General features: G+C 61.2%; 15 protein-coding genes. 4 read left to right on the forward strand and 11 right to left on the reverse strand.

What is annotated here, in order from left to right:
* Positions 1–5 precede the first annotated feature (5 nt).
* Together OSJ75_RS05585 and OSJ75_RS05590 are read left to right on the forward strand one after the other, a co-directional pair.
* Positions 6–785, forward strand: coding sequence for a 3-hydroxybutyrate dehydrogenase (locus OSJ75_RS05585; RefSeq protein ID WP_250017101.1), 780 nt, complete (start codon positions 6–8; stop codon positions 783–785).
* The gene (locus tag OSJ75_RS05590) at positions 785–1,897 is read left to right on the forward strand and encodes a patatin-like phospholipase family protein (RefSeq protein ID WP_250017099.1); all 1,113 of its coding nucleotides are present in this window, start codon (positions 785–787) and stop codon (positions 1,895–1,897) included. Before OSJ75_RS05585 ends, OSJ75_RS05590 begins: the two co-directional genes overlap by 1 nt.
* Here the strand turns inward: OSJ75_RS05590 and OSJ75_RS05595 are convergent.
* The 10 genes from OSJ75_RS05595 to OSJ75_RS05640 form a co-directional block, all read right to left on the reverse strand.
* On the reverse strand, positions 1,886–3,079 hold the full coding sequence (locus tag OSJ75_RS05595; RefSeq protein ID WP_250017097.1) for an MFS transporter: 1,194 nt from the start codon (positions 3,077–3,079) through the stop codon (positions 1,886–1,888). The two genes, OSJ75_RS05590 and OSJ75_RS05595, sit on opposite strands and share 12 nt — an antisense overlap.
* 150 nt (positions 3,080–3,229) lie before the next feature.
* The gene (gene pyc / locus OSJ75_RS05600; protein ID WP_267227208.1) at positions 3,230–6,688 is read right to left on the reverse strand and encodes a pyruvate carboxylase; all 3,459 of its coding nucleotides are present in this window, start codon (positions 6,686–6,688) and stop codon (positions 3,230–3,232) included.
* A gap of 151 nt (positions 6,689–6,839) precedes the next feature.
* Positions 6,840–7,958 carry a branched-chain amino acid ABC transporter substrate-binding protein gene (locus tag OSJ75_RS05605; protein ID WP_267227209.1) on the reverse strand — a complete coding sequence of 373 codons (1,119 nt, stop codon included), beginning with the start codon at positions 7,956–7,958 and terminating at the stop codon, positions 6,840–6,842.
* Between the two features lie 125 nt (positions 7,959–8,083).
* Positions 8,084–8,437, reverse strand: coding sequence for a DUF6867 family protein (locus OSJ75_RS05610; RefSeq protein WP_250017082.1), 354 nt, complete (start codon positions 8,435–8,437; stop codon positions 8,084–8,086).
* Between the two features lie 19 nt (positions 8,438–8,456).
* Entirely contained in the window at positions 8,457–9,188 is a 732-nt protein-coding gene (locus tag OSJ75_RS05615) for an ABC transporter ATP-binding protein (protein WP_267227210.1), read from the reverse strand.
* On the reverse strand, positions 9,188–10,603 hold the full coding sequence (locus OSJ75_RS05620; protein WP_250017078.1) for an ATP-binding cassette domain-containing protein: 1,416 nt from the start codon (positions 10,601–10,603) through the stop codon (positions 9,188–9,190). The genes OSJ75_RS05615 and OSJ75_RS05620 overlap by 1 nt, the downstream gene beginning before the upstream one ends.
* Positions 10,603–12,000 (reverse strand): high-affinity branched-chain amino acid ABC transporter permease LivM, encoded by a 1,398-nt coding sequence (livM, locus tag OSJ75_RS05625; RefSeq protein WP_267227211.1) that lies wholly within the window; start codon positions 11,998–12,000, stop codon positions 10,603–10,605. The genes OSJ75_RS05620 and livM overlap by 1 nt, the downstream gene beginning before the upstream one ends.
* 4 nt (positions 12,001–12,004) lie before the next feature.
* Positions 12,005–12,913, reverse strand: coding sequence for a branched-chain amino acid ABC transporter permease (locus tag OSJ75_RS05630; protein WP_250017074.1), 909 nt, complete (start codon positions 12,911–12,913; stop codon positions 12,005–12,007).
* Between the two features lie 268 nt (positions 12,914–13,181).
* Entirely contained in the window at positions 13,182–14,183 is a 1,002-nt protein-coding gene (locus tag OSJ75_RS05635) for a 4-hydroxyproline epimerase (RefSeq protein WP_267227212.1), read from the reverse strand.
* A gap of 7 nt (positions 14,184–14,190) precedes the next feature.
* Positions 14,191–15,429 (reverse strand): NAD(P)/FAD-dependent oxidoreductase, encoded by a 1,239-nt coding sequence (locus tag OSJ75_RS05640; RefSeq protein WP_267227213.1) that lies wholly within the window; start codon positions 15,427–15,429, stop codon positions 14,191–14,193.
* Positions 15,430–15,751: 322 nt separating this feature from the next.
* On the opposite strand from OSJ75_RS05640, the gene OSJ75_RS05645 reads away from it, so the two are divergent.
* Entirely contained in the window at positions 15,752–16,405 is a 654-nt protein-coding gene (locus OSJ75_RS05645; RefSeq protein ID WP_250017067.1) for a GntR family transcriptional regulator, read from the forward strand.
* Positions 16,406–16,468: 63 nt separating this feature from the next.
* Here the strand turns inward: OSJ75_RS05645 and OSJ75_RS05650 are convergent, their stop codons facing one another.
* A complete protein-coding gene (locus OSJ75_RS05650) occupies positions 16,469–17,965 on the reverse strand; it encodes a CoA-acylating methylmalonate-semialdehyde dehydrogenase (RefSeq protein ID WP_267227214.1) in 1,497 nt (498 codons plus the stop codon).
* A gap of 113 nt (positions 17,966–18,078) precedes the next feature.
* On the opposite strand from OSJ75_RS05650, the gene OSJ75_RS05655 reads away from it, so the two are divergent.
* The gene (locus OSJ75_RS05655; protein ID WP_250017063.1) at positions 18,079–18,960 is read left to right on the forward strand and encodes a LysR family transcriptional regulator; all 882 of its coding nucleotides are present in this window, start codon (positions 18,079–18,081) and stop codon (positions 18,958–18,960) included.
* The last annotated feature ends 161 nt before the right edge of the window (positions 18,961–19,121 follow it).

Below are 19,121 nucleotides of genomic sequence, written 5' to 3' on the forward strand. Positions count from 1 at the left end.
ATATCATGGGCAGGAAGACAGCTATCGTTACGGGTTCGAATTCTGGCATCGGGCTGGGCGCCGCCGAGGCGCTGGCCGCTGCCGGCTATAATGTGGTGGTCAACTCATTCACCGATCGGCCGGAGGACCACGCCCTGGCCCAGCAGATCGCCGAAAGGCACTCGACCGGCGTCGCCTATATCAAGGCCGACATGTCGAACGGGGCCGAGTGCCGCTCGCTGATCGACAAGGCCGTGGCGGCATTCGGATCCGCCGATGTGCTGGTCAACAATGCCGGCATCCAGTTCGTCGCACCTGTCGACGAGTTCCCGGCGGAAAAATGGGACGCCATCATCGCGATCAATCTCACATCGGCCTTCCACACCACCGCTGCCGTGCTGCCGCATATGAAGAAGGCCGGATGGGGACGCATCATCAATATCGCCTCGGCCCATGGCCTCAGGGCTTCCCCGTTCAAATCCGCCTATGTTGCCGCCAAGCACGGCATTGTCGGCTTCACCAAGACCGTGGCGCTGGAAACGGCTGAAAAGCACATTACCAGCAATGCCATATGTCCCGGCTATGTGCTGACCCCGCTGGTCGAGGCGCAAATTCCCGATCAGATGAAGGCCCATGGCATGGATCGCGAGACGGTCATCCGCGAGGTCATGCTCGACAAGCAGGCGACAAAGGAATTCGCCACCGTCGAGCAGATCGGCGCGACAGTGGTGTTCCTTGCCAGCGATGCCGCGGCCCAGATCACCGGCACGACGATCTCGGTCGATGGCGGCTGGACGGCAGCCTGATGAAGACGACCAAGAAGATCAATGTCGCCCTGCAGGGCGGGGGCTCGCACGGCGCTTTCAGCTGGGGCGTGCTGGACCGTATCCTGGAGGACGACCGGCTCACCATCGAAGGCATATCCGGAACCAGCGCCGGCGCAATGAACGCCGTTGCCATGGCCGATGGCTGGTCCAGGAACGGCGCCGATGGCGCACGCGCCAAGCTCTACGAGTTCTGGCGGGCGGTCGGCCGGACAGGCCGCTTCAGCCCGGTCCAGCGGGCGCCATGGGATGTGTTCTTCGGCAATTGGTCCGTCGAGAACGGCATAGGCTACAATCTCTTCGAGATGGTTTCCCGCATGCTGTCGCCCTACGAATATAACCCCTTCAACATCAATCCATTGCGCGACCTGGTCGAACGCGAGATCGATTTCGAGCGGGTCAAGTCCTGCTCGGCGCTCAAGCTCTTCATTTCGGCGACCAATGTCGAGACAGGCCGCTTGCGGGTGTTCTCGCAGTCCGAATTGAACGCAGACGTGGTCATGGCTTCCGCCTGCCTCCCCTATATCTTCCAGGCGGTGGAGATCGATGGCCAGCCCTATTGGGATGGCGGCTATGGCGGCAATCCGGCGCTGTTTCCGTTCTTCTATTCCAGCGCAAGCGAGGATGTTCTGCTCATCCAGATCAACCCGATCGAACGGGCCGGAACGCCGAAAACCGCGCGGGAAATCAGCGATCGCATCGACGAAATCACGTTCAATGCCGCGCTTCTTCGCGAATTCCGCTCCATTGCATTCATAAATTCGCTGATCAAGGCGGGGCGGATCGAGCATGGCGAATACAGGAATATCCGCATGCACCGGATCGACGCCGATGAGGCTTTCAAGGGGCTGTCGGCGTCGTCAAAGGTGAATGCCGAATGGGCATTCCTCGAATATCTGCGTGACCTCGGCCGCGCCGCCGCCGAGGATTGGCTGGAAGAGAATTACGACGCCATCGGCCAGACCGCGACGCTCGACCTTTCCGACGAACTGGCGCCCGAGATGAATATCGGCCTGCGACAGTCGCGGCCGGGCCGCCGCGTCACCGATTTCCTCACCCGGCGCGCAAAGCCGGCGGTCGCATCACGGCGCTAGTCCGGACTGGGAAGTCTCGTCTACCGGGCGGTCTGCCGTCGCCGCTAGCCTTGCCATGATGGCGACAATGACGAGCAGGCCGGCCAGAACCATATAAATCGGTCCGAAGCCGGTCTTGCCGCCGACGAAACCGATCGCCGATGGGGCGACGAGGATGCCGGAATAGCCCATCAGCGTCACCATGCTGAGCGCGACACCGGACGAGGTCCCCGGCTGGTTGCCGGCGGCGGAAAAAGCAATCGGCACCATATTTGCGATACCGAGGCCGGAGAAAGCGAAGGCCAGTACGGCGATCCAATCGGTCGAAGCAAAGCTGGCGCCGAAAAGGCCCACCGCACCGATCAAAGCGGAGGCGCGCAGCGTCCTTACGGCGCCGAAACGATTGCGTACGCCATCGCCGAGGAACCGCATCACCGCCATCGTGCCGGAGAAGGCGGCAAAGGCAAAGCCGGCGGTTGCTATGTCGGCGCCCCGCTCCTGCTGCAGGTAGAGCGCGGCCCAATCGAGAACAGAACCCTCCGGCACCATGGAGAACAGCGCCATCAGGCCCAGCAGGTAGATCAGCGGATTGGATGGGAATGCCAGTTTCTGGCGTTCGTGAACGACCGGCTTGGTTTCGGTGATCATGTGGCGAAACGCCAGCAGGCCGATGGCAGCGGCGATGAGCGTCGCCACGATCGCATGGACAAGATAGCCCTGCGCTTCGATCAGCAGGCCGCCGAGGCCGCCGCCGGCAAAGCCGCCAAGGCTCCAGAAACCGTGCGAAGACGACATGACGGCCCGGGAAAGCCGCTTCTCCACCTCGACGGCGTTGGCATTCATCGCCACATCCATGCCGCCGATGACCGCGCCGAAGAAGAACAGCGCCGGCACGGCGATTGCCGGATTGGGTGCGAGAACGACAAGCAGCAATGAGAAGCTGCACAGCGCCGCGAAGGCAAGGACGACGCTGCGCGATCCGAAACGGCCGATCAGATAGCCGCACCAGGGCATCGAGCACAAAGCTCCAATGCCGAAAACGAGGATGAGCAGTCCAAGCACGAACTCGCTTATCTGAAGGCGCGTCATGAAGACCGGGATTTGCGGCGCCCAGCTGCCAATGAGAAAGCCGTTGAAGAAAAACGCGGAGGCAACAGCCCACCGCCCGTAAACGGCACGTTTCTGATAGACCGAGGCATCCATGATTATTGCTTCACCGTTCGACAGGAGGATTCCTGCACCCTTAAATCGGTTGAAGGCGAAGTCAATTCACTCTTTTTGATCTTCTCATACGCAATTTGACATGGATTGCCAGGGTCCGGCGTGGCCGCGACCCGGTTCGAAATCCACGCCTTATTCGTAGATTATGAGCAGATCCTTGGCATCGATCTGGTCTCCTGACTTCACCAGGACTTCGCCGACCACGCCATCGCGTTCGGCACGCAGGGCCGTTTCCATCTTCATGGCCTCGATCGAGAGCAGGACGTCGCCGGCATTCACCTTCTGCCCGGCGGAGATGCCGACCGTCGAGATGATGCCCGGCATCGGCGCACCCACATGCTTGTCATTGGCGAGTTCCGCCTTGCGGCGCACCCCGGCACCGCCGGCCGCGCGGGCGCGGTCCGGCACCTTCACCCGCCTTGGCTGTCCGTTCATCTCGAAAAAGACCGTGCACATGCCTTTTTCATCCGCTTCGCCGACTGCCTGGTTGCGCACGACGAGCGTCTTGCCCTTCTCGAGGTCGAGGAACACTTCCTCTTCCTGGGCAAGGCCGTAGAAATAGACATGCGTCGGCAATACGCTGGTCGGCCCGTAGGTATTGTGGGTGACGGCGAAATCCGTATAGACCTTCGGATACATGAGATAGGAAGCGAATTCCTGGTCGCTGATCTTCCGCTCCAGCTTTTCCTCGATCTCCTTGCGCTCGGCATCAAGATCGGCCGGCGGCAGCAGCGAACCCGGCCGCTCGGTGAACGGCTTCTCGTCCTTCAGCACCTTCTTCTGGATATCCTTCGGCCATCCCTTCGGCGGTTGGCCCAGATCGCCGCGCATCATGGACACGACGGAATCCGGAAATGCGATGTCCTTTTCCGGGTTCTTCACATCCGCCACGGTCAGGTCCTGGCTGACCATCATCAGCGCCATGTCGCCCACGACCTTCGACGAAGGCGTGACCTTCACGATGTCCCCGAACATCTGGTTCACATCGGCATAGGCCTGCGCGACCTCGTGCCAGCGCGTTTCGAGCCCAAGCGAGCGCGCCTGTTCCTTCAGATTGGTGAACTGCCCGCCCGGCATCTCGTGGAGGTAGACCTCCGATGCCGGTCCCTTCAGATCGCTCTCGAAGGCGGCATATTGGGTGCGAACCGCTTCCCAATAGAACGAAATCCGGCGGATCCACTCTGTGTCGAGGCCGGGATCGCGCTCCGTCCCCTTCAGCGCCTCGACGATGGAACCAAGGCAAGGCTGCGAGGTATTGCCGGACAGGGCATCCATGGCGGCATCGACCACATCCACCCCCGCATCGACGGCGGCCAGTACCGTCGCAGCGGCGATACCCGAGGTATCGTGCGTGTGGAAATGCAGCGGCAGGTCCGTCGCTTCGCGCAAGGCCTTGAACAACAGGGTCGCCGCGCCGGGCTTCAACAGGCCGGCCATATCCTTCACCGCGATGATGTGCGCGCCGGCCTTCTCCACTTCCTTGGCGAGGCCGACATAATATTTGAGGTCGTATTTCGGGCGGGCGGAATTCAATAGGTCGCCGGTATAGCAGATCGCCGCCTCGCAGAGCTTGTTCTCCTCAAGCACGGCATCCATGCTGACCCGCATGTTCTCCACCCAGTTCAGGCTGTCGAACACCCGGAACACATCGATGCCGCCGCGCGCCGCCTGCTGGACGAAATATTTCACCACATTGTCGGGATAACTCTTGTAGCCGACGCCATTGGCGCCGCGAAGCAGCATCTGCAGCAGGATGTTTGGCGCCTGCTCGCGGATGGCGGACAGCCTCTCCCAGGGATCTTCCGTCAGAAACCGCATGGCCACGTCGAATGTAGCGCCGCCCCAGCACTCGAGCGAGAACAGCTGCGGAAGCGCCCGCGCATAGGTGCCGGCGATGCGTGAGACATCATAGGTGCGCATGCGCGTCGCCAGCAGCGACTGGTGGCCGTCACGCATCGTCGTATCCGTTACGAACACCTGCTTTTCGTTACGTAACCATTCCGCGAACTTCTTCGGACCCAAAGCATCAAGCCGTTGCCTGGTGCCGTCCGGTATGGAGGATTCGACGAAAGGAACCCGTGGCAGGGCGGCCTCCTTCGGCGGCTTGGCCCTGCCCTTGGTCTCGGGATGGCCGTTGACCGTAACGTCGGCCAGATAGGTCAGCAGCTTCGTTGCCCGATCCTGGCGCTTGACCTGCTCGAACAGCTCCGGCGTCGTGTCGATGAACTTGGTCGTATAGGAATTATCGGTAAATTTCGGATGCGTAATGATCGCTTCGAGGAAGGTGAGGTTGGTGGCGACGCCGCGGATGCGGAACTCCCGCAGCGCACGGTGCATACGGTGGATGGTCTCTTCCGCCGTCGGCGACCATGCGGTGATCTTCTCCAGCAGCGGATCATAATAGCGGGTGATGACCGCGCCAGAATAGGCAGTGCCGCCGTCGAGCCGGATGCCGAAGCCGGTCGCGCCGCGATAGGCTGTGATGCGGCCATAATCCGGAATGAAGTTCTGCTCGGGATCTTCCGTGGTGATGCGGCATTGCAGGGCGTGGCCGTTGAGCTTGATATCCTTCTGCGCGGGAACGCCGGATTCGGGCATTCCGATCGCTGCACCCTCCAGGATGCGGATCTGCGCCTTGACGATATCGATGCCGGTCACTTCCTCCGTTACGGTATGCTCGACCTGGATACGCGGATTGACCTCGATGAAATAGAACTGGCCGGTATCGGCATCCATGAGGAATTCGATCGTTCCGGCGCCGATATATTTCGTCTCATTGGCGATTTTCAGCCCGTAGGCCGCGAGTTCCGCCCGCTGCGATTCCGTCAGATAAGGCGCGGGAGCACGCTCCACCACCTTCTGATTGCGCCGCTGGATCGAGCAGTCGCGCTCGAACAGATGGACCGCATTTCCATGGGTATCGCCGAGAACCTGCACCTCGACATGCCGCGCCCGCTCGACCAGCTTTTCGAGATAGACCTCGTCCTTGCCGAACGCAGCCTTGGCCTCGCGCTTGCCTTCGGTGACTTCCCGGGCAATGTCCTCCGGCTTGAAGATTGCGCGCATGCCGCGCCCGCCGCCGCCCCATGAGGCCTTGAGCATGACCGGATAGCCGATCTTTTCGGCGAGTTCCTTCACCGCGTCCATGTCGTCGGGAAGCGGGTCGGTCGCCGGAACGACGGGAACGCCAATCTCGATTGCCAGGTTGCGCGCCGCGACCTTGTTTCCCAGCCGCCGCATGGTTTCGGGCTTCGGCCCGATGAAGATCACGCCGGCCGCAGCACAGGCTTCGGCGAATTCCGGACTCTCGGAAAGCAGCCCGTAACCCGGATGGATCGCATCCGCACCGGAAAGCTTTGCCACCCGGATGATCTCCTCGATCGAGAGATAGCTTTCGATCGGCCCCATATCCTTCGCCAGATGCGGTCCCCGTCCAACCTGGTAGGATTCGTCCGCCTTGAAGCGGTGCAAGGCGAGCTTGTCCTCTTCAGCCCAGATGGCAACGGTTTTCATGCCGAGCTCATTGGCGGCGCGGAAAACCCGGATGGCGATTTCGGAACGATTGGCAACGAGAATTTTCTTGATGGGCAAAACGGAACTCCGGGGCGCAATGATATAAGGCAGACGGCAATGGCGCCGACACTATGTTGCAGTGCAAACAAACTATATTGAGGAAATCGAATTTTCCAATAGCAAAATGCCCGGCGCAATGGCCGGGCATTTTTAAGTGGCAGGATGAAAATTACATCTGCTGCTGGTAGGAGAACTTGCCGTCGGCGTCCTTCTTCCACTCATACATGACGTAGCCCGGAAGCTTGGGATCGCCCTTCTCGTCGAAGGCGAGGTCGCCCAGAACGGTCTTGAACGGGCCGCTTTCCTTCATCGCCTTGCCGACAGCCTCAGGGTCATTGGACTTGGCTGCGGTTGCAGCGGCAGCGATGACCTGTGCGGCAGCATAGGAGTAGAGCGTGTAGGCTTCCGGCTCGAAGCCCTGGGCACGGAACTTCTCGACGAGTTCCTTGTTGGCCGGGTTCTTGCTGGGGTCGGGACCGAACGTGTTGAGCGTGCCTTCCACTGCGTCGCCGGCGATCGAGGCGAGTTCGTTGGAAACGATGCCGTCACCGGAGATGAAGGTGACCTTGAGGCCCTGATCGGCCAACTGGCGGATGATCAGGCCGGCTTCTGTGTGCAGGCCGCCCCAGTAGAGAACGGTAACGCCGGCCTGTTTTGCCTTGGCGATAAGGGCGGAGAAGTCCTTGTCGCCGACGTTCACGCCCTCGTAGAGAGCCTCGGTGACGCCCTTGGAATTCAAGGTCTTCTTGGTTTCGTCAGCCAGGCCCTGGCCATAAGGCGTCTTGTCGTGGACGACGGCGATCTTCGCGTCCTTGAACTTATCGGCGATGTAGCCGCCGGCGACGATGCCCTGCTGGTCATCGCGGCCGCATGTGCGGAACGTGTTCCACAGGCCGCGTTCCGTGAACACCGGATTGGTTGCGGCAGGCGTTACCTCCAGGATGCCGTTTTCGGCATAGACTTCCGACGCCGGGATGGAAACGCCCGAGTTGAAGTGACCGATGACGAACTTCACGCCGTCCGCGACGAATTTGTTGGCGACCGAGATGCCCTGCTTCGGGTCGGAAACGTCGTCGCCAAGCGTGATCTTGACCTGCTCGCCATTGATGCCGCCGGCTGCATTGATCTCGGCGATCGCTGCTTCCGCGCCCTTCTGTATCTGTGCGCCGAATGCTGCGTTCGGACCCGTCAGCGGAGCGCCGACCGCGATCAGAAGGTCAGCATAGGCCTGACCGCTCAGGGCGAGCATCGCAGCAAGCGCTACGCCTGAGAACAGTGACTTCTTCATTTGAAAACTCCCATTTTCCTAGCTATTTGCCAAACCCCTCGCGATGGTTCCGCATCGCTTGAAGATTACATTTGCCGATTTCCCGGCCGTTGTCACGCTGATTCATTTCGCACCAGCGAGATAGATCAAGCTCCTGTTTTTTCTCTCCATCCGAATGGAGAAGTTTTCTCGTAGAGCCAATGATACTGGCGAACCATCTGGTTCGTGCGGGTATAGCGATAGCCGAGTGTTCCGATGATCAGGAGCACGATCGTATCGACTATGTAATAGTGCAGCGTGAGCATGGTGCCGCCGAAGAGGGCGAAATGGATGAACCGCACGCCGACGCCCAGCAGCAGCATGTAGAACAGCAGGATGGGAAGCGGCCGCCATGTCTTGGCACAGGCGCGCCCCGCCATCCACGCGGCCCAGCCGCCCATGATGCAGGTAACGAGGATGAACAGCCAGATGGAGGGTTCTTCGTACAAAATGCCTTGCATGGCTTTCTCCTTGCGGCTTCTAGTGGCGTCCGCCTTCGAGGTAGGCTGCACGAACTTCCGGATTGGCGAGGAGGTCCTTGCTGGAACCGCTCATCGTGACGATTCCATTGACCATGACATATCCCCGATCCGCCAGTTTCAATGCGCCGAATGCGTTCTGCTCCACGAGGAACACGGTGAGCCCGGTATTCTTGTTCAGTTCCTTGATCGCCTCGAAAATATGCTTGATGATGAGCGGCGCAAGGCCGAGCGAGGGTTCGTCGAGCAGGAGCAGCCGCGGCCGCGCCATCAGCGCCCGCCCTATCGCCAGCATCTGCTGCTCGCCGCCGGACAATGTGCCGCCACGCTGGTTGATGCGCTCCTTGAGCCGCGGGAACAGATCGAAGACCATGCGCACGTCCTCGTCATAATATTCCATCTTGTCGAGGCCGGCACCCATCTGCAGGTTTTCCTGCACCGTCATGCGCGGGAAAATGCGCCTTCCTTCGGGCGATTGCGCGATACGCAGCCTGGCGATCTCATGCGCCGGCAGCTGCGTGATGTCCTTGCCGTCGAAGACAATGCGGCCGGTACGCGCGCGCGGCATGCCGAATATGGTCATCATGAGGGTCGACTTGCCGGCGCCGTTCGCGCCGATGAGCGTGACGATCTCGCCGGGATCGGCGTGGACGCTCACGCCGCTCAGGGCGCGGATATTGCCGTAATAGGTCTCGACGTTCTCGACGCTGAGAAGGGCTTTTTCCTGTGACATTATTTAGCCCCCCCAGTCTTTTTCCCCGCTGGTTTCGCGTTCCCCGCTGGCTTCGCACTGGCCGCTTTGGCGAGCTTCTTGGCCTGACCGATCCAGTCCTCGCGGGCTATGCGCCCGTCAAATGCCAGATAGGCTTCGGCGGCGACGATGTCCGCCTTCTTCCAGGCTGCGATCTGGTCGAAATGATAGATGCCGTGTTCGTTGAGCTTGCGCTCATTGACCGGCCCGATGCCCTTGATGTCGATCAGGCGATCCGGCACGCCGCCGCGCGGCGCGGCGATCGCGTTCGATGTCGCGCCTTTCTTGACCGGTTCCGCAGCGCCGGATGATGGCTTCGCCGGCGCCTTGGCGGTCGAAGGCCGCTTCGCCGCAGGCTTTGCCGCAGATTTGACTGCCGGTTTTGCCGCCCGCTGTGCCGAGGACGGGCTCGTTGGCTTCAATGGCGCCACCGGTCCCGTCGCGACGAGTTCGACCGGCGCGACATCGGCTTTCGTCTCTTCGAGCTCATGAATGGCGTCGGTCGACAGAAGGTCCACGGCGGCCGTGATGTCGTCGGCACCGGCCGCTTCGGCCTGTTCGATCAGCTCTTCCATCTCCTCGTCTTCGACGCCGAGATAGGCGGCGATGACCTTCGGGTCGTTCTTGACCATCTCGGGCGTGCCGTCGGCGATCTTCGTGCCGTATTCGAGGACGACGACATGATCCGAAATCTCCATGACCACCGACATGTCGTGCTCGATGAGAAGGATCGATGTTCCGGTCTCGTCACGAATGTCGAGCAGCAGCTTGTTCAGCTCGGCGGACTCGCGGGCATTGAGGCCGGCAGCGGGCTCGTCGAGGCAAAGCAACTCCGGCTCCGTGCACATGGCGCGGGCGATTTCCAGCCGGCGCTGGGCGCCATAGGGCAGGTCACCGGCGGGATCGTCGGCGCGATCGACAAGATTGATCTTTTCGAGCCAGAACCTTGCCTTCTCGATCGCCTGCGCCGCAGCCGCCTTGTAGGTCGGCAGGCCGAGCAAGCCGAGAATGGTGAAGCCCGACGACAGCATCAGCGCATTGTGCTGGGCGACAAGCAGGTTTTCCAGGACGGTCAATCCCGAAAACAGGCGGATGTTCTGGAAGGTACGGGCGACCTTCGCCTTCTTGGTGATGACGAAATCGCTCATGCGTTCGAGCAGGAACTGTTCGCCGCCCTGGCGCGTCAGCGTCAGCATGCCTTCGGTCGGCTTGTAGAAGCCGGTGATACAGTTGAACACCGTCGTCTTGCCGGCGCCGTTCGGCCCGATCAGCGCCGTGATGGCGCCGCGCTTCGCCTCGAAATTGAGGCTGTTGACCGCGACAAGGCCACCGAATTTCATCGACAGGCGTTCGACACGCAGTATGGGACCGCTATTGACTTGAACTTCAGACACCATCAGCCGTGCCCTTCTTTCGTAAATTCGCTCGAAACCATCTTGCGTTTGTGCAGGAACGCGCTCGGTTCTCGATTGCCGACGAAGCCGCGCGGCTTCCACACCATCACCACGATCATCGCGAGACCGAAGAGCAGCATGCGGTAAAGCTCGGGCGTGAAATCATTGCCGAATATGCGCTTCAGGAATTCAAGTTCACGCAGCAGCTCCGTACCGCCGATCATTACCGCAGCGGCGACAGCGATGCCGACCAGCGAACCCATGCCGCCAAGGACGACGATGGCCAGGATGATGGCGGATTCGAGGAAGACGAAGCTTTCCGGGCTGACGAAGCCCTGGCGGGCTGCGAAGAACGACCCCGCAAAACCGCCGAACATGGCGCCGGTGGCGAAGGCGGTCAGCTTTGTGGTGGTCGTGTTGATGCCGAGCGAGCGGCAGGCGATCTCGTCTTCGCGCAATGCTTCCCAGGCGCGCCCGATCGGCATGCGCCGCAGCCGGATCGTGACCCAGGCGGTCAGCAGCGCAAGCAGAAGGATCAGGTAGTAGAGGAATATCTTGTAGTAGACGCCGGACATCGGCAATCCGAAGGTCTTGGCGAAACCGCCGTCGCCAGCAGTGAAGGGGATGCCGAACAGCGTTGCCTTGGCGATGCCGGAGATGCCGAACGTGCCCTTGGTAACCACCGTCCAGTTGATCAGCACGAGACGGATGATCTCGCCGAACGCCAGCGTGACGATGGCAAGATAGTCGCCGCGCAGGCGCAGCACGGGGAAACCGAGCATGATGCCCCACAAGGCCGCGAATATGCCGGCCATCGGCAGAAGCAGCCAGAAGGACAGGCCGAACTGGGCCGAAAGCAGCGCATAGGAATAGGCGCCGACGGCGTAGAAGGCCACGTAGCCGAGATCCAGCAGGCCGGCGAGGCCGACGACGATGTTCAACCCCCAGGCCAGCATCACATAGATCAGGATCTGGATGCCGAAATTGTCGACATATTTCAGCGAACCCTGCAGTCCGCCCATCCAGGAGCCATTATAGGCGGCAAGGACGCCGATCACGACAAAGGGATAGAGAAACAGCAGCAGCAGGCCGATCTTCGGGAAGTATTTCCGTAGGCTCGACGGCTCCCTGGCGACCGCAACGCGCTTCGTCCTGCTGCGGGCAGCAAACCATGGCGTGATATAGGCAGTCAGCAGGAAACGACCGACAGCGGCGATGAGGACGAAGATGGCGAGGAGACCCCATCTCTGCGTCAGCACCAGCTCGTTGCGGATGTTCTGGTCGGTCCTGAAGCCGACGATGAGAAGGAAGAGCCCGAGGGCAAGCGCACCGGCGACGAAGCCCTCCTTGATCGCCTTGGCGAATACGGGGCTCCGACCTGAAACTTGAGTATCGGCCATGCGCTTAAACCTTTTCGACTTCAGGCCGGCCAAGAATGCCGGACGGCAGGAAGATGAGCACGATCGCGAGAATGGAGAAGGCTGCAACGTCCTTGTAGTCGATCGAGAAATATGCCGACCACAGCGCCTCGATCAGGCCGATCAGCAATCCGCCTATGACCGCGCCGGGCAGGGAGCCGATACCGCCCAGAACAGCCGCCGTGAACGCCTTGACGCCGGGGGTGAACCCGTCCGTGAACGAGATGACGCCGTAGAACATCAGGTAAAGCGTACCGGCGACGGCGGCGAGCATGGCGCCCATGACAAAGGTCATGGAGATTGTCTTGTCGACGTCGACGCCAAGCAATGCCGCCATCTTGCGGTCCTGCTCGCAGGAGCGCTGCGCGCGTCCGAGCGTGGTCTTGTTGACCAGATACCAGAAGGCCGCCAGCAGCACTGCCGTGACGATGATGATCACCATCTGCTTGTAGGCGATGCTGATGCTGGTGCCGGGAATGATGATGCCGCCATTGACCAGCGGGGGGATCGGCTTGTTGCGCGGGCCCTGCGTGACCTGGACGAAGTTCGAAAGCGCGATCGACATGCCGATGGCAGTGATGAGCGGCGCCAGCCGGAACGATCCGCGCAACGGCCTGTAGGCCAGCCGCTCGATGGTCCAGCTCCACAGGCCCGTCAGCAGCATTGCCACGATCATCATCAGCAGCAGCGCTATGACGACCGGCACACCGCCGAGGAATGTGACAAGAGCAAGAAAAACGATCATGGCCATGAAGGCGCCCAGCATGAAAACGTCGCCATGCGCGAAGTTGATCATGCCGATAATGCCGTAAACCATCGTGTAACCAATGGCGATCAGGCCGTAGATGGAACCAAGCGTCAACCCATTGATCGATTGCTGGATGAAATACTCCATTGCAACGATACCCCTCGTTTTATTGGGAAATTCTTATTCGGATTTTCTTATCCGATTTGTCTTTTGCCCCACGCGATACACCTACCCTTTGCGCTAAAGAAAGCAACTCATTTTTTGCCCCATTCGGCACACATTTATTTGCTTGCACACATTTGAAGAATTTTTTCACCAAATTTGACATGCCTTATAGTTTTTTGCCCTATGAATGGACGGATATGAGATTAATTCACCAGCACTGCCTTAATTTCAGACACCGGCCAACATTCGGTCATTTGACCACAAAACCGTGGGCAAAAGGATCCCTGTCGTCAATAAAGATTGTGTTGTAGCCGGTCATGCACGCCCAGCCTGCAATCGAGGGGATGATGGCGCCTTTTTCGCCCACGCCGGCCTCGCCCTCCACCCGGCCGTGGAACAGCGAACCGATGATCGATTCATGGACGAACTCCTGGCCAACCGCGAGTTTCCCCTTCGCGGCCAGTTGCGCCATCCGGGCCGACGTGCCCGTGCCGCATGGCGAGCGGTCGATGGCCTTGTCTCCGTAGAACACCGCATTGCGCGCATGCGCCTGGGGATTGGTCGGCGCGCCGGTCCACAGGATGTGGCTGAGGGCGTTGATATCGGCCTCTTCCGGATGCTGGAATTTGTAGGCCGCATTGAGCCGCTCGCGCAGCACCGGGCTCCAGCCGATCAGGTCGATCGCCCTGTAGTCCGCCATGTCCCGATAATTCTCCTGCGGTTCTATGATGGCATAGAAATTGCCGCCATAGGCCACATCGACGACCAGCCGCCCGAGGTCCGGGCACTCGACTTCGAGCCCTTCGGCATAGAGAAAAGCCGGCACATTGGTCAGGCGGACGCGGGTTACGTATTGGCCCTCCTGCTCGTATTCGGCGACGACGAGCCCTGCCGGCGTATCGAGCCGCAGGACACCTGGCGTCTTGGGCTGGACCAGACCGTGCTCGATGGCCATGGTCACGGTGCCGATCGTTCCATGACCGCACATCGGCAGGCAGCCGGAAGTCTCGATGAACAATATCGCGACGTCGCAATCATCGCGCGTCGGCGGATAGAGGATGGAGCCGGACATCATGTCGTGGCCGCGCGGCTCGAACATCAGGCCCGTGCGTATCCAGTCGAACTCCCTGAGGAAGTGCGCCCGCTTTTCCATCATTGTCGCGCCCTGGAGATTGGGTCCGCCGCCGGCGACGAGCCGGACGGGATTGCCGCAGGTATGGCCGTCTACGCAGAAGAAGGAATGTCGTGCCATGGGAACCTCAGAACCTTTGCGGATTGAATGGATCGAGTGCGATCGCCGGCTGCCTGCCGGCAACAAGATCGCCGACGAGCCGCGCCGTCGCGGCCGATTGCGTCAGCCCGAGATGCCCATGCCCGAAGGCATAGAGCACGTGCGGCGAATTGCGGGAGCGGCCGATGACCGGCAGCGAATCCGGCAAGGACGGCCTGTAGCCCATCCATTGGCGCCCGCCCTCGGATTTGAGGCCGGGCAGGAATTTCTGCGCCTTGGACAGCATCGCGGCCGCACGGGCGTAATTCGGGGGAAGCGCCAATCCGCCAAGCTCGACCGCTCCGCCGACGCGAATGCCGGTTTCCAGCGGGGTAACGACAAAGCCATGGCCGGAAAAGATCAATTGCCTGCGCAGGTCGAAGGCACCGGCGGGAAGCGTCGTATTGTAACCCCGCTCCGTTTCGAGCGGTATGATATCGCCAAGCCCCTTTGCGAGACGGTGCGACCAGCCCCCTGCCGCGACGACGATCTTGCCTGCGCGCAGGATGCTGCCATCCGCCATCGTCGCCTGTGCCCCCGCTGGCGCGTGCTCCACCGACACGACCCGCGCCTGGCGAAATACCGCGCCGAGACGCTGCGCATGGTCCCACAGGCCCTTGCCGATCTGCTTCGGGTCGCTGACGGTCTTCCAGCCGGGGACGAAGGTACCAATGATGAAACGCTTGTCGAGCCCGGGCTGGCATTCTTCCAGCGCATTGCCACGCAGATGCCGGAAACTTATCCCGGCCTCGCGGCGGACGTCCCAGCCCGGAAGGGAAGCGTTCCATTCCCTTTCGCTTTCGTAAAGCTCCAGCGATCCGTCATGTCTTATCATCCCGGCAATACCGGCGCGCTCGGCCAGTTCGAGGAATTCCGGCTCCGCGAGGCGCATCATTTCCCCTTGCGTCCGCGCCGTTGCCGCCAGCATTGCTGGACGGCTCGCCCGCCAGAAGCGATAGAGCCATGGCGCCAGCTGCGGCATGTAGGACGGCCTTATGGTGAAGGGCCCGAGCGGGTCCACGAGCCATCCCGGAACTTTCGCAAGAATGCCTTTGGAAGCCATCGGCAGGATATCGGAGAAGGCCAACGCCCCGGCATTGCCCGAACTCGTGCCCTCGCAGATGCCCTGCTCGTCGACGACAAGCACGCGGTGGCCTTCCTCGGCAAGACGGGCGGCCGTGGCAATGCCGACAATGCCGGCACCAATGATGAGGATCTCACTGTCCAAGGCGGAGACATCCCATGGAAATAGTTGCGACGAGCGTCGGGGCGCAAAACGGGTTCCGGCTGCCGCTCGCTGCGCTTCGATCCGCAGCACCGGCCGTTGCACCGGATGCACAACGCCTAGCAGCGCCTGTCTTTTGCACGAGATTTACCACGACATCAAGCACGGGAAAGCGCCGTTCCATTTCCGCATGATGAGGCATATCATGGGCGGCGTATTGGGTTTGCATTTTTGTTCGTGCCTGACCATGGTAACCGGGCCGCTGTTGATATATCAGAAATATATCTATACTGATGTTAGTGTCAATCCACGGGGGATTGGATCAATGCTGCAGAATATTGGTGAAACCACCGTTCAGACGGGAGAGAGCCAGGCGGAACTCGCCTATCGGCAGATCGAGGAACTGATCGTTACCTTGCAGCTCGAGCCCGGAGCCGTCGTCAACGAGCGCGCGCTCATCGATATCACCGAAATGGGCCGCACGCCGGTGCGGGAGGCGGTCCAGAAGCTTGCATGGGAGGGGCTGATGGAAGTGCGGCCACGCTCCGGCATAGCCATCGCAGCGCTCAACCCGCAGGATTTCGGCAAGGTGCTCGATGCGCGCGAGGGCGCGGAGAAGGTGCTGGCTCGAGGCGCGGCCCAGTTCGGCGCCGAACTTCATTTCAACAGGCTCAAGCAATCCGCCGCTGCCATGGCGGCCGCCGTTGCCACGAATGACGTCGGCGGCTTCCTCGTGGCGGACAAGACTCTCGACATCGCTCTCGGACAGGCCGCCGGAAACGTCTTCGCGGCACGGCTTGCGGCACCGCTGCAGACCCATAGCCGGCGCTTCTGGTTCCGCCTTCAGCGTCCGGGTAGCCTGCAGCATTCGGTCGATGCGCACAGGGCATTGATCGATGCGGTCATCCGGCGCGACGTCGATGGTGCGGTGGCCGCGGTGTCGCGCCTGATTGAACATTTGCGAGCTTTGGCACCCTGAAGGCAAGCGAAAACCGCCGCACCTGGGGCGCGGCGGTTGCCATTCCTTATTTCATCGTCGGCCCTATTTCATGGTCGGGATAACGAATTCCGCGCCGTCCTTGACGCCCGATGGCCAGCGGGAAGTGACCGTCTTGGTCTTGGTATAGAAGCGGAAGGCGTCAGGGCCGTGCTGGTTCAGATCGCCGAAGCCGGAAGCCTTCCAACCGCCGAACGTGTAATAGGCGATCGGCACCGGGATCGGCACATTGACGCCGACCATGCCGACCTGGACCCGCGAGGCAAAATCACGCGCGGCATCGCCATCGCGGGTGAAGATGGCAACGCCATTGCCGAATTCATGCTCGTTGGGGAGGCGTATCGCATCCTCATAGGTGTCGGCCCGGACAATGCCGAGGACCGGCCCGAAAATCTCTTCCTTGTAGATGCGCATGTCCGGCGTCACATGGTCGAACAGGCAGCCGCCCATATAGTAGCCGTTTTCGTAGCCCTGCATCTTGAAGCCGCGGCCATCGACGACCAGTTTCGCGCCTTCCTGCACGCCGAGATCGACATAATCGCGGATACGCTCCAGCGCCTGCTTGGTCACCACGGGACCGTAGTCGGCAGACGTGTCGGTCGAAGGACCGACCTTGAGGCTCTCGACCCGTGGGATGAGCCGCTCCACCAGCCGGTCCGCCGTCTCCTTGCCGACGGGAACGGCCACCGAAATGGCCATGCATCTTTCGCCGGCCGAACCATAACCGGCACCGATCAGGGCATCCACCGTCTGGTCCATGTCGGCGTCCGGCATGATGATCATGTGGTTCTTGGCGCCACCGAAACATTGCGCGCGCTTGCCGTTCGCCGTTGCGCGCGAATAGATATATTGTGCGATAGGCGTCGACCCGACGAAGCCGACGGCCTTGATGTCGGGATCGTCCAGCAGCGTGTCGACGGCTTCCTTGTCGCCATTGACGACGTTGAAGATGCCCGCCGGCAGACCCGCTTCGATGAAGAGTTCGGCAAGACGCATCGGCACGCCCGGATCCCGTTCCGAAGGCTTCAGGATGAAGGCGTTGCCCGAAACGATCGCCGGACCGGCCTTCCACAGCGGGATCATGGCCGGAAAGTTGAACGGCGTGATGCCGGCGACGACGCCGAGCGGCTGGCGCATGGAATAGACGTCGATGCCCGTGCCCGCATTGTCGGAATATTCGCCCTTCAGCATATGGGCGGCGCCAAGACAGACCTCGACGACCTCAAGCCCGCGCTGGATGTCGCCCTTGGCGTCCGGAATCGTCTTGCCGTGCTCGCGCGCCAGAAGCTCCGCCAGCGAGTCGTATTCCGCTTCCACCAGATCGAGGAACTTGCGCATCACGCGGATGCGGCGCTGCGGGTTCGTCGCCGCCCAGCCGGGTTGTGCCGCCCTGGCATTCTCGACCGCCGCGCGCACCTCGTCCTTGCCGGCGAGGGCAACACGCCCCTGGACGGTTCCGTCCATTGGCTGAAAGATTTCGGCCGTGCGGCCGCTGGTGCCGGCGACATGCTTGCCACCAATGAAATGTCCGACTTCGCGCATTGCGAGCAACCTCCCTGAGAAAAATCGAGTTGCACCATCATTGCGCTTGAAAATACATATGGCAAGAGCCGCAAAAGCGTAGCCGTTGTGCAAAAATCGATGTAAGAAGGCTGATGAACTGGGACGATGTACGCATATTCCTGGCCGTGGCGCGAGCGGGCCAGATTCTCGGCGCCGCCAGGCGGCTCGGCGTCAATCACGCCACCGTCGCCCGAAGGCTGACCGCGCTCGAGGCCGATCTCAACACCAAGCTTCTTACCCGCAGGACCAATGGCTGCGAACTCACACAGGCGGGTGAGGAGTTCCTGCTATCGGCCGAGCGCATGGAAGCGGAGATGCTTGGCATCCGTTCCTCCCTCGGCGATGCCGATGTGGCGATCGCCGGATCAGTGAGGATAGGCGCGCCGGACGGTTTCGGCGTCGCATTCCTTGCACCGCGCCTCGGCGCCTTCACCGCAAGATACCCCGATCTCAAGGTCCAGCTCGTGCCCGTGCCGCGCTCCTTTTCGCTTTCGCGGCGCGAAGCCGACATAGCCATCACCGTCGATCGCCCGGACCAGGGGCGGCTGGTGGCCCGCAAGCTCGTCGACTACAGCCTGTGCCTTTATGCGAGCAGGGCGTACCTGGAGCAGAACCCGCCGCCACGCGCCGTGGAGGAACTCGACCGGCACAGGCTCGTCGGCTATGTCGACGATCTCATCATCAGCCCGTCCTTGAACTACGCGCCAGAGATCAGCCGCGACTGGCGTGCCTCCTTCCAGGTTTCGAGCGCGCTCGGCCAGGTCGAGGCGGTGCGGTCGGGTGCCGGGATCGGGATCCTGCACAATTTCATCGCGCGGGAATATTCCGAGCTCGTCCCGGTGCTGCCGGAGCGCCGGATCGACCGGTCCTACTGGCTCTCCTATCACGAGTCGGTCCGCACGCTGCGCCGGATCATCTCGGTATCGAGCTTCATATCCGATCTCGTCGGCAACGAAGCCGGCAGGTTTGCATAAACACGGCGTATATCAACCTGACGTTGATTTGTGATGGTCGCTCAACGAATGCAGATTGACGTTGGCCGCGCCTCTTGGTGCATTGTCGAAGCGTTCGAATCGCGTTGGAGAGGGTTAAATGTATCGAGCAATATTAGCGCTGAGCGTTGCGCTTGCCGGAG

This window comes from Phyllobacterium sp. 0TCS1.6A, from assembly GCF_026420825.1.
Classification (GTDB): Bacteria; Pseudomonadota; Alphaproteobacteria; order Rhizobiales; family Rhizobiaceae; genus Phyllobacterium.

What these genes read in the sequence shown, in the direction of transcription:
- OSJ75_RS05595 (WP_250017097.1), bottom strand. Translation starts at nt 3,079, where the DNA reads ATGGATGCCTCGGTCTATCAGAAACGTGCCGTTTACGGGCGGTGGGCT.
- OSJ75_RS05605 (WP_267227209.1), bottom strand. Translation starts at nt 7,958, where the DNA reads ATGAAGAAGTCACTGTTCTCAGGCGTAGCGCTTGCTGCGATGCTCGCC.
- livM (WP_267227211.1), bottom strand. Translation starts at nt 12,000, where the DNA reads ATGGCCGATACTCAAGTTTCAGGTCGGAGCCCCGTATTCGCCAAGGCG.
- OSJ75_RS05585 (WP_250017101.1), top strand. Translation starts at nt 6, where the DNA reads ATGGGCAGGAAGACAGCTATCGTTACGGGTTCGAATTCTGGCATCGGG.
- OSJ75_RS05655 (WP_250017063.1), top strand. Translation starts at nt 18,079, where the DNA reads ATGAACTGGGACGATGTACGCATATTCCTGGCCGTGGCGCGAGCGGGC.
- OSJ75_RS05590 (WP_250017099.1), top strand. Translation starts at nt 785, where the DNA reads ATGAAGACGACCAAGAAGATCAATGTCGCCCTGCAGGGCGGGGGCTCG.
- OSJ75_RS05635 (WP_267227212.1), bottom strand. Translation starts at nt 14,183, where the DNA reads ATGGCACGACATTCCTTCTTCTGCGTAGACGGCCATACCTGCGGCAAT.
- OSJ75_RS05630 (WP_250017074.1), bottom strand. Translation starts at nt 12,913, where the DNA reads ATGGAGTATTTCATCCAGCAATCGATCAATGGGTTGACGCTTGGTTCC.
- OSJ75_RS05615 (WP_267227210.1), bottom strand. Translation starts at nt 9,188, where the DNA reads ATGTCACAGGAAAAAGCCCTTCTCAGCGTCGAGAACGTCGAGACCTAT.
- OSJ75_RS05645 (WP_250017067.1), top strand. Translation starts at nt 15,752, where the DNA reads ATGCTGCAGAATATTGGTGAAACCACCGTTCAGACGGGAGAGAGCCAG.
- OSJ75_RS05610 (WP_250017082.1), bottom strand. Translation starts at nt 8,437, where the DNA reads ATGCAAGGCATTTTGTACGAAGAACCCTCCATCTGGCTGTTCATCCTC.
- OSJ75_RS05620 (WP_250017078.1), bottom strand. Translation starts at nt 10,603, where the DNA reads ATGGTGTCTGAAGTTCAAGTCAATAGCGGTCCCATACTGCGTGTCGAA.
- OSJ75_RS05650 (WP_267227214.1), bottom strand. Translation starts at nt 17,965, where the DNA reads ATGCGCGAAGTCGGACATTTCATTGGTGGCAAGCATGTCGCCGGCACC.